This is a genomic window from Dyadobacter sp. (assembly GCF_051859145.1).
GTDB lineage: Bacteria > Bacteroidota > Bacteroidia > Cytophagales > Spirosomataceae > Dyadobacter.
Genome location: NZ_JBHYGF010000037.1, coordinates 1 through 14,051 on the forward strand (window position 1 = coordinate 1; position 14,051 = coordinate 14,051).

Sequence of the window (14,051 nt, forward strand, 5' to 3'; positions counted from 1 at the left end):
CTTCCCGCCGAACCGGCGACACCGACAGTCTCGATAATTTTACAAGCGCCATTTCCTTCAACCTGGCATCAGCTTTAATCTGCGCCAGCGTCACCGTTTTCGGAAATTTTACTACTGGAACCACATTCACGACAACCCAGTCACCTTCTTTGGCAGTAGGATCGGGGTAGTACTCTTTGGAAATTTCGGCAAGACCAACTACTTCTTTTCCTTCATTGCTGTGATAAAAAAGGACCTGATCTCCCTTTTTCATCGCCATCATGTTATTGCGCGCCGCATAATTGCGTACTCCGTCCCACATTCCTTCTTTTTCCTTCACAAGTTGATCCCAGGAATAAGTGCTGGGTTCAGATTTCATAAGCCAGTAATTCATGCTAGTTGGTCAGGTAATTGATTTTAAATGTCGTGGGCAAAATCAGGGAAACTTTGGGTATTTGCTGAAATCAGGTTTTCTCTTTTCAAGAAACGATTTCTGGCCTTCCTTCGCTTCTTCGCTGAGGTAGTATAATAAGGTTGCATTACCCGCAAGCTCCTGGATTCCGGCTTGTCCGTCAAGCTCTGCATTGAATGCGCTTTTCAACATTCTGATCGATAGCGGGCTTTTCTCCTGGATTTTCTTCGCCCATTCAACTGTTGTGGCTTCAAGTTCTTCCAGCGGAACCACTTTATTGACCAAACCCATATCCAATGCTTCCTTAGCATCGTACTGGTCGCATAGGAACCATATCTCACGTGCTTTTTTCTGACCTACCACACGCGCCAGGTACGAAGCGCCGAAGCCGCCGTCGAAACTGCCGACTTTCGGTCCTGTTTGTCCGAATCTTGCATTTTCAGCTGCAATCGATAGATCGCATATCACGTGTAGGACGTGCCCGCCGCCGATCGCCCAGCCCGCTACCATTGCGATCACTGCTTTTGGAATGGAGCGGATCATTTTTTGCAGGTCGAGCACATTCAGGCGGGGAACATGGTCGTCGCCGATGTAGCCGCCGTGGCCGCGTACCGATTGGTCGCCGCCCGAGCAGAATGCTTTTCCGCCTTCACCGGTCAGGATAATTACATCAATCCGTGGGTCCTCGCGGCAAATATGCATTGCGTCGATCATCTCGGTTACTGTGAGTGGCGTGAATGCATTGTGTTTATGGGGACGGTTAATGCTTATTTTTGCAATTCCTTCGTGAATGGTAAAAAGGATTTCCTCGTATTCTTTAATGGTTTCCCATTGAATTTGACTGGACATATCTGAAATGAAATTTTAGTAAAAGAAGGCAAGAAGAATCGAAAAGAAGGATATTCTTGCACCAGAAAGTGCGAAAATACTGATTGTTTGGGTTTCCTTCAAAAAGCAAACAAATAAGATGTTCCTACCAGCAGATTTTTGGGAGAGGCCGCGGCCGCAGGATGTTTACCTGGGCAAAGCACATGATTTTATGTGCAAATGGAAATCGGGTGAAACCAAATTTACTCTGCATACCTCCGGCTCAACCGGTACGCCGAAGCCGATCGTTTTGACCAGAAAACAGATGATAACCAGCGCGCTGGCTACCGGTAAAGCATTGGATCTGGGTGCTGGCACGCGCGCATTGGTGTGCCTGAACATCGAGTACATTGCCGGCTTGATGATGCTTGTGCGGGGAATGGAACTCAACTGGCAACTCTGTATCACAGAGCCAGCAGCCAATCCCCTCCTGTTGACCGAAGAAGGCGCGCAGTTTGACTTTACTGCACTAGTACCCATGCAGTTAACAAGTATCTTTGAAAATTCCGAGACCAGGGATAAGGTAAGTACTTTGGGTAAAATCCTCCTGGGCGGTGCGCCGGTCTATGCGGGTTTACAAGTGCAGATTGCTGGATTGGAAGTACCCGTTTATCAAAGCTACGGAATGACGGAAACAGTCTCGCACATTGCGTTACGCCGGTTGAACTGTCCCGAAGAGGAAGCAAGATATACATTCCTGCCCGGCATTTTTTCAGGTACCGATGAGAGAGGCTGCCTTTTTGTTTCCGGCGATGTAACAAATGGCGAGGTTGTCCAGACAAACGATCTTGTGGAAATTGAAGGCAATACTTTTCAATGGATCGGGCGGGCTGATAACGTGATCAACTCGGGCGGCGTAAAAATCGTACTCGATAAAATAGACACCGCAGTAGCGGCTGTATTTGCCCGTTTGAACATCGCCAATGCACATTTCACCTGGTGGCAACCTGATCAGAAATTGGGACAAAAGCTGGTGCTGGTCATTGAAGGCGAATTGCAATCTGTCAGTGAAAACTCGATCATGGAGGAAATAAGGAAGCAGGTTTCCGCTTATGAAACTCCGAAACATACTTACAAAAACACCTACCGGCAAGATTGACAAACGCCGGTCTTTTTCAACTGTCTCAGCATCTTAAATGGATAAAAATCTTCAAATACCAGGACTTTACATTATCAGGTACGAAACAGCCGACGTGGTACCCGCGCCTTTTTCGCATTATTATGCATTGAAATTGCATATCGTATCAGAAACAAAGCTCGATGTAGACTTTGAGCTCCGGTACACAGATCGTGACGAGATTTCGGAAGACGAAATTTATGACGAAGGTTTTACCACTGACGATGATTACAAATGGAGAGGAAATGTTCCGGTAATCTGGTTGAAAGAATTTCAGGAAATTTTTACGAGTTCCAAAACAATCCGTAAACGCGAAGAAAACGAGTACGAGGATTTCGTCGAAATAGAGCTGGAAGAGAATGATAAGCGGGTTACAATTTATCCTGTTGACAAGGAGCGTTGGTCTTACTTTTTGCAGGAAATGATGCAGGCGATCTTTGAAGCCAGCGGTCGCGAGAAGCCTTTTGAACTTACATACCTTGAAATAGACGGCGATCAAAAAAGCCGCATTGACCTGAAAGCATCTTTTGCTAACAAAGCATTTACAATTAGCAAAGACAACGGCACTTCTCACCCGCTTGCGTGGGACCAGCTGCAAAAAATTATGGATACAGTGTACCGGGCCGAGTTTGTCGCTGACAATGCATCGGAGTCAAAGCCCTTGAAAAGAGGCAAGTACCTCACAGTCGGCGATGGTTTGTGGTATCAAATGGGCGTAGCAGTTTTAGAAACTACCTCAAAAAGCAGAGACCTAGACAAAATAGATGCGCTGTTTAGCACACTGGCTAGCAAAATTTAGTGTATTGCTAAATGTCCTGCTGACGATACTGACTAAGTTCCAGTTGAAGCTCATCGACAAGCTGCGAAATGCGTTCAAGCGACGGCTGGGGCGCAGGAATTTGCAGACTAACAAACGCCTTTATTTCCCATACTTCCAATACATCCTGCAAGGGAATTTCAAGCTCGGGCGCTGCGCCATTGTCAGAAGTCAGCAACAGGTAGCCCGACGTTTTTACATGATTGAATGCAGTACGACAGATAATACCAGCACTTTTTAGCACGAAAACGTACTGCATTCCGTCGTGAATATCATACCAGTTCCGCACGAATGTGCCGATCAGTAATGCACCAGGATAGGTATAGTCCGCACCTGCCTCAAATGCGCGATAGTAGCCGGTCGGCAAATTGGGTAACTGAAAAGAAGGCAGGTTGGTCAGGTAGGCGGGATTCTGGAAATTAGCCAGGTATTGCTGTTGCATATTCAATGCAACCCACTGCACATTCTGGTAAATGGTTGGCCGCTCTCCCGGCTGCGAATTAAACTGCCCTGTCTGAAATTGATTGTTAAATACCGGCAGCTGATTAGCAGGCGCACTGCTGAAAGCAGGCTGCGGCTCCGGTTGCTGGTATTGTATGTTCCGCGCGGGCTGCTGCGGAGGAGCTTCTCCGCTGATCGGTTTAAGGTTAACCTGCCGCGATACCATTCGCAAAGGCTGTTCAGGCTGCTGAAATTGTTCGATTACTTTGGCCAGCGGCTGCGGTTCTGCATAAGATGCAGCGCGCTGCTGAGTTGGCGTAGCTACATTGCCTGAATGCGAGACCGTCATGGGTTTGGGCTGCGCAAGCGGCAGCGACATATCCGGTGTTTCCCTTAGTTTTCTCAGGTCGTTTTTTAGCAAGTTGTCGACTGTAATGCCAAACGAAGCTGCTATATTTTTCAGATTAGTTAAATTCGGATTGGCGCGGGCTTCTTCGTAAGCACCCAGCAATGATCTTTTAATAGCGATTTTGCGTGCAAATTGTTCCTGTGTCAGTCCGTTAAGTCTGCGCAGATATTTAATGTTATTGCTTACAATGCTCATAAACTGGTCAATTTAAATCCGCTACTAATTGACAAATCTTTTAGCAAAAAACAAAAAGCACAACAAAAAACCGGATAATGCGGCCTGACGGAGGAATGCAGTTATCCGGTTTAGAAAACCTGTTTTTTATAAAACTCAGGAATAAATCTCCTTCTTAGCAGCTTTGAAAGTGTTGGTAAGCAAGCCGCAGATCGTCATCAATCCGACACCGCCGGGTACCGGGGTAATGTAGCTGGCTTTGGGTGCCACATCGTTGAAATCCACGTCGCCTTTGATCGAGTATCCGCTTTTCTTCGCAGGATCGACTACGCGGGTAATGCCCACGTCGATCACCACAGCGCCTTCTTTCACGTAATCTGCTTTAATAAAATCGGCTCTTCCCAATGCTGCGATCAGGATATCGGCGCTTTGGCAAATCTCTTTCAAGTTCTGTGTTTTGCTGTGCGTGATCGTCACCGTACAATTGCCCGGGTAGCTGTTACGCTGCATTAATATGCTCATCGGCAGGCCCACGATCTGGCTGCGGCCAACTACCACGCAATGCTTTCCGCTCGTTTCGATGCCGGCGCGGATGATCATTTCAAGGATACCAAAAGGTGTTGCCGAGATGTACGCAGGAAGTCCTTTGCACATTTTGCCGACATTTACCGGATGAAAACCGTCCACATCCTTGGCCGGATCAACTGCCTCCATTATCGTATTTTCTGAAATATGCGCGGGCAATGGAAGTTGCACGATAAATCCGTCCACATCAGGATCGTTGTTCAGCGACGCGACTGCTTCCAGCAACTCCGCTTCTGAAATGGTAGGCTCGAAACGCAGGAGGGTAGAAGAGAAGCCGATTTCTTCGCAGCTTCTGATTTTGGAGGCTACATAAGTTTCGCTTGCACCGTCAGTCCCTACCAGTATAGCAGCTAAATGGGGTTTTTTGCCGCCACCGGCCACCCACTTTTCTACCTCTTCTTTGATTTCAGCTTTAATTTGGGAGGATATGGCTTTCCCGTCAAGTAATTGCATTCGCTATTGATCTGATAATAAATATTGTTTCGTCAAAACTTCCATTCCTGTTGATGCCTTTTCCTGAATGAAAACCATGTTCGGTTTTAGGCGGATATCAGGCTGGGCAGGATCGATGATGTAAATGGGCTGTCCGGGTCTTACGTAATGTACCAGACCAGCGGCAGGGTACACTGCGAGTGAAGTTCCGATAACCAGGAAAATGTCCGCAGTTTCAGTCACATCGATCGCTTTCTCCATCATCGGTACTTCTTCGCCAAACCATACAATATGCGGACGAAGCTGACTTCCAAGTTCACACAAATCGCCGTTCTTCAACTCCCAGGAATCCATCTGGTAAACCAGCCCGGGATCTTTGGTACTGCGCGATTTGAACAATTCTCCGTGCAAATGGATCACATTTGAAGAGCCCGCCACTTCGTGCAGATTGTCTACATTCTGGGTTATGATGCTGACATCAAAATGCTTTTCCAGCTCAACCAATGCATAATGTGCCGCATTCGGCTTCACTTCATATGCTTGCTTTCTGCGCTGGTTATAAAAATCCAGCACCAGTTCCTGGTTTCTTGCCCAGGCTTCGGGCGTGGCTACATCTTCAATCCGATAGTTGTCCCACAAGCCGCCATTGTCGCGGAAGGTACTGATACCGCTTTCTGCGCTGATTCCCGCTCCGGAGAGTACTACTAGCTTTTTCATTCTTTTGGCGGTTTAATGTGTGTTTTGTTTTGCCACGAATGCACGAATGGACACGAATGTCAGCTGAAATGCTTTTATGAAGCCTTTTTGGTTGCTTTCTTGGCCGCTGGTTTTTTCTCTGCGGTCACTTTCTTGGCTGCGGGCTTCTTTTCGGCGGCTGGCTTTTTCTCTGCTGCTGCTTTCGGTGCGGCCTTTTTGAACCCGCGTCCTGCTGGCTTGTCAGGTGTTTCAGCGGCCAGCTTTACAATCTCTTCGTAGGTCAGTGCAGCCGGGTCTGTTCCTTTCGGGATTTTTACATTCTTTTTACCAAATGCGATATAAGGTCCGTATTTTCCATTAAGTACTTTGCAATCCGGGTCTTCTGAGAATTCCTTGATTGTGCGGCTGCTGTCCTGCAAGCGTTTCTGTACGATGATTTCTACCAGCCTGTCTTCGGTTACCGCCATTGGATCGTCGGTTTTCAGCAGCGAGTAGTATTTACCATCGTGCTTCACATAAGGTCCAAATTTTCCGATGTTAACCACCAGTTCTTTGTCCTCATATAATCCCACTGTCCGCGGAAGCTTAAACAGTTCAAAAGCTTCGTCCAGCGTGATGGTTTCCATAAGCTGTCCCTTTTGCAGACTTGCAAACTTCGGTTTTTCCTCGTCCTCCACATCGCCAATCTGCACATAAGGTCCGTATTTACCAATGCGAACAGATACCTTCTTGCCCGTAGCGGGATCTTCGCCCAGCTCGCGCGAAGTCAGGCTTTTGTCAATTGCTTCTTCCCGGGCCTCAGCTACTTTTTTCTGAAATGGCGTGTAAAAGTTCTTGATCATCTGGCGCCAGGCCAGCTGTCCGTCGGCAATATGGTCGAAGTCTTTTTCGACGCTCGCAGTAAATGAATAATCGATAATATCCTGGAAGTGGCTTACCAGGAAATCATTTACGACCATTCCGGTGCTGGTTGGAAAAAGCTTGGCTTTCTCAGAACCATATATCTCTTTATTTACCTTGCTTTTGATCTGGTCACCGGCAAGTGTAAATTCTTTGAATTCTCTTTCTGTACCCGGTCTGTCTTCCTTTACAATGTACTCTCTTTTCAGGATTGTCGAGATCGTAGGTGCGTAAGTAGACGGGCGGCCGATACCCATTTCTTCCAGCTTCTTAACAAGGCTCGCTTCGGTATATCTCGGCGGGTTGCGCGTAAAACGCTCCGTTGCCTTCATATCTGCCAGGTTCAGCTTTTGGCCGATGTTCAATGGCGGCAGCATTCCTTTTTGTTCCTCGTCACCTTCCTCATCGCTGGATTCCATGTATACTTTCAGGAAACCTTCGAACTTGATCACCTCACCCTGTGCCACCAGCTCTTCCGACGTGCTTGAAATGCCGATCGTAGCCGTGGTACGTTCAAGCTGGGCGTCCGACATCTGGGAGGCGATCGCCCGTTTCCAGATCAACTCGTAAAGGCGCTGCTCGTTACGGTCGCTGCTGCCCGACAAGGTCGAAAAATCAGTAGGCCGAATAGCCTCGTGCGCTTCCTGCGCCGATTCTGATTTGGTTTTAAAAACGCGTTTGTTATAGTAGTCCTGACCGTATTCTTTCGTGATCTGTACTCGTGCTTTTTCCAAAGCTTCTTCCGACAAGTTGGTAGAGTCCGTACGCATGTAGGAGATCTTACCAGCTTCGTACAGCCGCTGTGCAACTGTCATCGTCTGGGCAACTGAAAAGCTGAGCTTTCTGGAAGCTTCCTGTTGTAATGTAGAAGTAGTAAATGGGGGAGCAGGTGTCTTTTTAGCTGGTTTTACTTCAAGGTTTTTGATGGAGAACTCCGCGCCGATGCATCTTTCGAGGAATTTAACGGCGTCGTCTTCGGTAGAAAAGCTTTTGGGAAGCTCTGCATTGAGCACCTTGCCGTTTCCGAGGTCAAAGTGGGCAGTGACCTTGTAGCTGTTCTTTGTTCTGAATGCATCTATTTCACGCTCTCTTTCAACAATGATCCGCACTGCAACAGACTGCACGCGACCCGCTGAAAGATTCGATTTTCCAATTCTGATTTTTTTCCAAAGTACCGGTGAAAGTTCGTATCCCACCAATCTGTCGAGTATCCTGCGTGCCTGTTGTGCGTCAACAAGGTCTGCGTCAATCACGCGTGGTTTTGCAATAGCATTCTGCAATGCAGTTTTGGTGATCTCCCTGAAAACAATGCGTTTAGTGTTGTCAGGCAGGCCCAATGCTTCTTTCAAATGCCATGAAATTGCTTCTCCTTCGCGGTCATCATCCGTTGCCAGCCACACTTCTGCGCCTTTGGCCAGCTTTTTAAGCTCGGAAATGACTTTGACTTTGTCCGACGAAATCTCGTATGATGGCTGAAATTCATGCTCAACATCCACGCCCATATCATGTTCGGGAAGGTCGCGGACGTGTCCGAAACTGGACTTGACCGTGAAATCCTGCCCTAAATAACTTTCAATGGTTTTGGCCTTCGCCGGTGACTCTACGATCACCAGATTTTTCGACATAGTTTTGGATTTAAGGAATCTGGTAGCACTTTGAACGTCCAAATATAGGGTAGAATCGAACAAAAAATCAAAGTTGCGGGAAAAGGAGAGGCAAAATATAAGGGTAGGAGCGGAGCAATCCTGTCAGATGTTTTAAATAACGAATGAATTAAAGATAAGGCGAGAACAAAAAGAAATGGAGCCGGGTTATCAATATGTACCAGTAGTATATAATAATGCTAAATAGCGTCGAAAATCGCTTGACGGCCCTGCGTATATTGGGTAAATTCGTACTTTCGCCCGTTTTATTAAGCATCATATACTGCCTTTAACATTGAAAAGATTTCATCATGAATATCTATCAGGATTACATTAAAGAGATTGAAGAAAGAAAAACCCTGGGGCTTCATCCGAAGCCGATTGATGGCGCAGAATTGCTGGGAGAGATCATCGCCCAGATCAAAGATTCAGAAAATGAACACCGCGCCGATTCACTTAAATTTTTTATTTATAATACATTACCAGGTACCACGAGTGCAGCCGGCGTAAAAGCCAGGTTCCTGAAAGAGATCATTCTTGGAGAATCCATTGTTGCCGAGATATCACCTGCATTTGCATTTGAGCTGCTGTCGCACATGAAAGGCGGGCCTTCCATTGGTGTGTTGCTCGACCTTGCATTGGGTGAAGACCTGTTTATTGCAAAACAGGCTGCGGAGGTACTGAAAACGCAGGTTTACCTGTACGATGCAGACACAGACCGTCTCAAAGATGCTTTCAAAAGCGGCAATGAGATCGCAAGAGAAATCCTGGAAAGCTACGCAAGAGCAGAGTTTTTTACCAAACTTCCAGAAGTACCGGAAGAAATCAAGATCGTTACGTTTATCGCCGGCGAGGGTGACATTTCGACCGATTTACTTTCTCCCGGAAACCAGGCGCATTCGCGTTCTGACCGTGAGCTGCACGGCCAATGCATGATCACCCCACAGGCTCAGCGCGAGATCAAAGCGTTGCAGGCAGAGCATCCTGACAAGAGCGTGATGCTGATTGCCGAGAAAGGTACGATGGGCGTAGGTTCATCGAGGATGTCGGGTGTAAATAATGTGGCGCTTTGGACTGGTAAGCAAGCAAGTCCGTATGTTCCGTTTGTAAATATTGCTCCGATTGTAGGCGGTACCAACGGTATCTCTCCGATCTTCCTGACGACGGTGGACGTAACAGGTGGTATTGGTATCGACCTGAAAAACTGGGTGAAGAAAGTGGACGAGAACGGGAATGTGGTTCGCAATGAGAACAACGATCCTATTTTGGAGGAAGTCTACTCAGTAGCTACCGGCACTGTTTTGACCATTAATACAAAAACAAAGAAACTGTATAATGGCGACCAGGAGCTTATTGATATTTCAAAAGCGCTTACGCCTCAGAAAAAGGAATTTATCCGCGCCGGCGGATCGTACGCCATTGTATTTGGTAAAAAGATCCAGACTGTTGCGGCGAAAATATTGGGCATTGAACCGACTCCGGTATTCGCTGCTTCAAAGGAAATTTCGAATGAAGGACAAGGTTTGACTGCGGTTGAAAAGATATTCAACAGAAATGCGGTTGGTACTACCCCCGGTAAAGTGCTGCACGCCGGTTCGGATGTTCGTGTGGAAGTAAATATCGTGGGATCGCAGGATACTACGGGATTGATGACCGCGCAGGAACTGGAATCCATGGCGGCAACAACCATATCTCCGATTGTAGATGGAGCCTACCAATCCGGCTGTCACACTGCTTCGGTTTGGGATAAGAAAGCGCAGGCGAATATTCCTAAGCTGATGAAGTTTATGAATGATTTCGGTTTGATTACTGCCCGCGACCCGAAAGGTGAATACCACTCGATGACGGATGTAATCCACAAGGTATTGAATGATATTACCGTGGACGAATGGGCAATCATCATCGGTGGTGACTCTCATACAAGAATGTCAAAAGGAGTTGCATTTGGAGCTGATTCGGGAACCGTGGCAATTGCACTGGCAACCGGCGAAGTTTCCATGCCGATTCCTGAATCGGTGAAAGTGACTTTCAAGGGAGAAATGAAAGAACATATGGACTTCCGCGACGTTGTTCATGCCACACAGGCGCAAATGCTTCAAAAATTTGGAGGCGAGAACGTATTCCAGGGTCGCATTATCGAAGTGCATCTGGGTACGCTGCCTGCTGACCAGGCATTTACATTTACCGACTGGACTGCCGAAATGAAAGCGAAAGCTTCTATCTGTATTTCGGAAGACGATACCTTGATCGAATCACTGGAAATTGCGAAAAACAGGATCCAGATTATGATCGACAAGGGAATGGAGAACCACAAGCAAGTTCTGCAGGGATTGATCAACAAAGCGGATAAACGCATTGCTGAGATCAAGTCAGGTGAGAAGCCTGCACTGGTGCCGGACGCGAATGCGAAATATTATGCAGAAGTTGAGATCGACCTCGACGCGATTATCGAACCGATGATTGCAGATCCGGATGTGAATAATAAAGACGTATCGAAAAGATATACCCACGATACAATCCGCCCGATTTCTTTCTACGGAGATGACAAGAAGGTTGACCTTGGATTTGTGGGTTCCTGCATGGTGCATAAGGGTGATTTGAAGATTGTTTCTCAAATGCTCAGAAATCTGGAAGAGCAGCAGGGTAAAGTTGAGTTCAATGCGCCGCTTGTGGTTGCAGCACCTACCTATAACATCATTGAGGAATTGAAAAAAGAAGGAGACTGGGATGTATTGCAGAAATACTCCGGGTTTGAATTCGACGACAATGCACCGAAAGTTGCAGCGCGTACAGAATATGAAAATATGATGTACCTGGAACGTCCGGGTTGTAACCTTTGCATGGGTAACCAGGAAAAGGCAGCGAAAGGTGATACGGTACTGGCAACATCAACGCGTTTGTTCCAGGGCCGGGTTGTTGAAGATTCAGAACGCAAGAAAGGAGAGTCGCTGCTGGCTTCTACGCCGGTAGTGGTGCTATCCGCGATCCTGGGCCGCATTCCGAATGTGGATGAATACAAGGCAGCAGTTGTGGGTATTGACCTCACCAAATTTGCGCCTCCGGTGAAACAGTTGAGCAGATAACATTTGTGGTACAATTGTTGAGAACTGTGCATGTATAAGCAATAATATAAGAGATATGGCATTTGACTTGGATATGATTAAGGGCGTTTACGCCCGCATGGAAGAAAGAGTAGAAGCTGCCCGTAAAGTTGTAGGGCGGCCTTTGACTTTGGCAGAGAAGATTTTGTACTCCCATTTGTGGGAGGGAACGCCTTCTCAGAGCTACGAACGCGGGAAGTCATATGTGGACTTTGCTCCCGATCGCGTAGCAATGCAGGACGCAACTGCCCAAATGGCCCTTTTACAATTTATGCAGGCCGGAAGGCTACAGGTCGCAGTTCCCTCGACTGTACACTGCGATCACCTGATCCAGGCGGAAGTAGGTGCTACACAGGATTTGAAGAATGCGGTTGACAAGAACAAGGAGGTTTACGACTTCCTTTCTTCTGTTTCCAATAAATATGGACTAGGTTTCTGGCGTGCCGGCGCGGGTATTATTCACCAGGTAGTACTTGAAAATTACGCATTCCCGGGTGGTATGATGATCGGTACGGATTCTCACACGCCCAATGCGGGTGGGTTGGGAATGATCGCGATCGGTGTCGGCGGTGCCGATGCCTCGGATGTAATGTCCGGACTGGCCTGGGAATTGAAAATGCCGCGTTTGATCGGTGTGAAGCTAACCGGAAAACTGAGCGGCTGGACAGCTGCGAAAGACGTAATCCTTTGGGTTGCAGGCCAGCTGACTGTAAAAGGCGGTACGGGATATGTTGTAGAATATTTCGGTGATGGTGCAGAGAGCATTTCGGCAACCGGAAAAGCAACGATCTGTAATATGGGAGCTGAGATTGGCGCTACCACTTCGATCTTCGCTTACGACAGAAGAAGTGCCGCGTACCTGCGTGCTACCGAAAGGGCTGATGTTGCTGACGCTGCTGATGCAGTTCAACAACATTTGCGCTCTGATGATGATGTGTATGCAAATCCAGCCAACTATTATGATCAATTGATCGAGCTGGATCTTTCTACACTGGAACCGCACATTAATGGACCATTTACGCCGGATCTGGCCTGGCCGCTTTCCAAATTTGCTACTGCAGTGAAGGAAAACGGCTGGCCTGAGGTACTTTCCGTGGGACTGATCGGATCGTGTACCAACTCTTCCTATGAAGATGTAAGCCGCGCAGCCTCGCTTGCACAGCAGGCAGTTGACAAAAGGCTGAAAGTGAGTTCTGAATATACAATCACGCCGGGTTCTGAGCTGGTTCGCTACACAGTGGACCGCGATGGTTACCTGGATACATTTGCGCAGATCGGCGGCGTAGTTCTTGCAAACGCTTGCGGACCGTGTATCGGCCAGTGGGCGCGTCATGGCGCTGAAAAAGGCGAGAAAAACTCAATCATTACGTCATTTAATAGGAACTTCTCAAAACGTGCCGATGGTAATCCCAACACGCACTCTTTCGTTGCTTCACCTGAAATTGTGACTGCTATGGCGATTGCAGGTCGCCTTACTTTTGATCCCCGCACCGATAAACTGGTGAATACAGACGGAGAAGAAGTTATGCTGGACGAACCAAGTGGACTGGAACTTCCGATCAGAGGTTATGCAGTGGAAGATGCTGGTTACCAGGCACCGGCAGAGGATCCGAGCCAGGTACAAGTGCTGGTAAGTCCGACGTCCGATCGTTTGCAATTGCTTGCTCCATTCCCTGAATGGGAAGGAACGGATCTGAAAGGATTGAAGCTGTTGATCAAAGCAAAAGGTAAATGTACAACTGACCATATTTCAATGGCAGGCCCGTGGTTGAAATACCGTGGTCACCTTGATAATATCTCCAATAACATGCTGATTGGCGCGGTTAACTACTTCAATGAGAAAACCAATGAAGTAAAAAACCAGCTGAGCAACCAGTACAGCGAAGTACCCGCAGTTCAGCGCGACTATAAAGCACATGGAATCGGTACGATCGTGGTAGGGGACGAGAATTACGGTGAAGGTTCGTCCCGCGAGCACGCGGCAATGGAGCCACGTTTTCTGGGAGTACGTGCCATTTTAACCAAATCTTTTGCCCGTATTCACGAAACCAACCTGAAAAAACAAGGTATGCTCGCATTGACTTTTGCGAACAATGCCGACTACGACAAGATCCAGGAAGACGATACCATTGATATCACAGGACTGGAAACATTCGCCGAAGGTCAGCCACTAACCATCGTGTTGCATCATAATGATGGTACCACCGACGAATTCCCGGTGAACCATACATACAATGAACAACAGATCGAATGGTTTAAAGCAGGCTCAGCACTGAATATTATCAGGAAGTCGGTGGGAGCGTAAGGAGAATTAATTTCAAAAAAGCGAAAAAGTCACGCAGGGTAACTGCGTGACTTTTTCGCTTTTTTGACTTCGGCCGTCGGCTTTCGGCCTTTTTTAATTTGAGTCTATAAAAGCCAACATCTCAACATCAAAAAGCCGAAAGCCGACAGCCGAAAGCCGAGGTGAAAAAGCCG

10 protein-coding genes are annotated in these 14,051 nt (G+C 47.4%); 4 read left to right on the forward strand and 6 right to left on the reverse strand.

The genetic code is table 11. From position 1 onward, the window contains the following. Both ACTIE6_RS03270 and menB read right to left on the reverse strand, forming a co-directional pair. Nucleotides 1–373, reverse strand: a 373-nt coding sequence (locus tag ACTIE6_RS03270) for an EVE domain-containing protein (RefSeq protein WP_439555268.1), incomplete at its 3' end; no start/stop codon positions are given. A gap of 42 nt (nucleotides 374–415) precedes the next feature. Continuing rightward, nucleotides 416–1,240 carry a 1,4-dihydroxy-2-naphthoyl-CoA synthase gene (gene menB, locus ACTIE6_RS03275; RefSeq protein WP_439555269.1) on the reverse strand — a complete coding sequence of 275 codons (825 nt, stop codon included), beginning with the start codon at nucleotides 1,238–1,240 and terminating at the stop codon, nucleotides 416–418. 118 nt (nucleotides 1,241–1,358) lie between these two features. Between menB and ACTIE6_RS03280 the strand changes: the two genes are divergently transcribed. Together ACTIE6_RS03280 and ACTIE6_RS03285 are read left to right on the forward strand one after the other, a co-directional pair. Continuing rightward, the gene (locus ACTIE6_RS03280) at nucleotides 1,359–2,357 is read left to right on the forward strand and encodes an AMP-binding protein (protein WP_439555270.1); all 999 of its coding nucleotides are present in this window, start codon (nucleotides 1,359–1,361) and stop codon (nucleotides 2,355–2,357) included. 37 nt (nucleotides 2,358–2,394) lie between these two features. Beyond that, nucleotides 2,395–3,174, forward strand: a complete 780-nt coding sequence (locus tag ACTIE6_RS03285; RefSeq protein WP_439555271.1) for a hypothetical protein — start codon at nucleotides 2,395–2,397, stop codon at nucleotides 3,172–3,174. 7 nt (nucleotides 3,175–3,181) lie between these two features. On the opposite strand, the gene ACTIE6_RS03290 is transcribed toward ACTIE6_RS03285, so the two are convergent. From ACTIE6_RS03290 to topA, 4 genes are all read right to left on the reverse strand, one after another. Beyond that, complete coding sequence (locus tag ACTIE6_RS03290) at nucleotides 3,182–4,237, reverse strand: helix-turn-helix domain-containing protein (protein ID WP_439555272.1); 1,056 nt, start codon at nucleotides 4,235–4,237, stop codon at nucleotides 3,182–3,184. Nucleotides 4,238–4,372: 135 nt separating this feature from the next. After that, nucleotides 4,373–5,254: a bifunctional 5,10-methylenetetrahydrofolate dehydrogenase/5,10-methenyltetrahydrofolate cyclohydrolase gene (locus ACTIE6_RS03295; protein WP_439555273.1), complete on the reverse strand. Its 882-nt coding sequence runs from the start codon at nucleotides 5,252–5,254 to the stop codon at nucleotides 4,373–4,375. 3 nt (nucleotides 5,255–5,257) lie between these two features. Continuing rightward, complete coding sequence (locus tag ACTIE6_RS03300) at nucleotides 5,258–5,950, reverse strand: SIR2 family NAD-dependent protein deacylase (protein WP_439555274.1); 693 nt, start codon at nucleotides 5,948–5,950, stop codon at nucleotides 5,258–5,260. A 74-nt stretch (nucleotides 5,951–6,024) separates the two neighbouring features. Then, complete coding sequence (gene topA, locus ACTIE6_RS03305) at nucleotides 6,025–8,454, reverse strand: type I DNA topoisomerase (RefSeq protein ID WP_439555275.1); 2,430 nt, start codon at nucleotides 8,452–8,454, stop codon at nucleotides 6,025–6,027. 329 nt (nucleotides 8,455–8,783) lie between these two features. Between topA and ACTIE6_RS03310 the strand changes: the two genes are divergently transcribed. Together ACTIE6_RS03310 and ACTIE6_RS03315 are read left to right on the forward strand one after the other, a co-directional pair. Beyond that, on the forward strand, nucleotides 8,784–11,555 hold the full coding sequence (locus ACTIE6_RS03310) for a bifunctional aconitate hydratase 2/2-methylisocitrate dehydratase (RefSeq protein WP_439555276.1): 2,772 nt from the start codon (nucleotides 8,784–8,786) through the stop codon (nucleotides 11,553–11,555). Between the two features lie 55 nt (nucleotides 11,556–11,610). Next, complete coding sequence (locus ACTIE6_RS03315) at nucleotides 11,611–13,878, forward strand: aconitate hydratase (protein WP_439555277.1); 2,268 nt, start codon at nucleotides 11,611–11,613, stop codon at nucleotides 13,876–13,878. Nucleotides 13,879–14,051 lie beyond the last annotated feature (173 nt).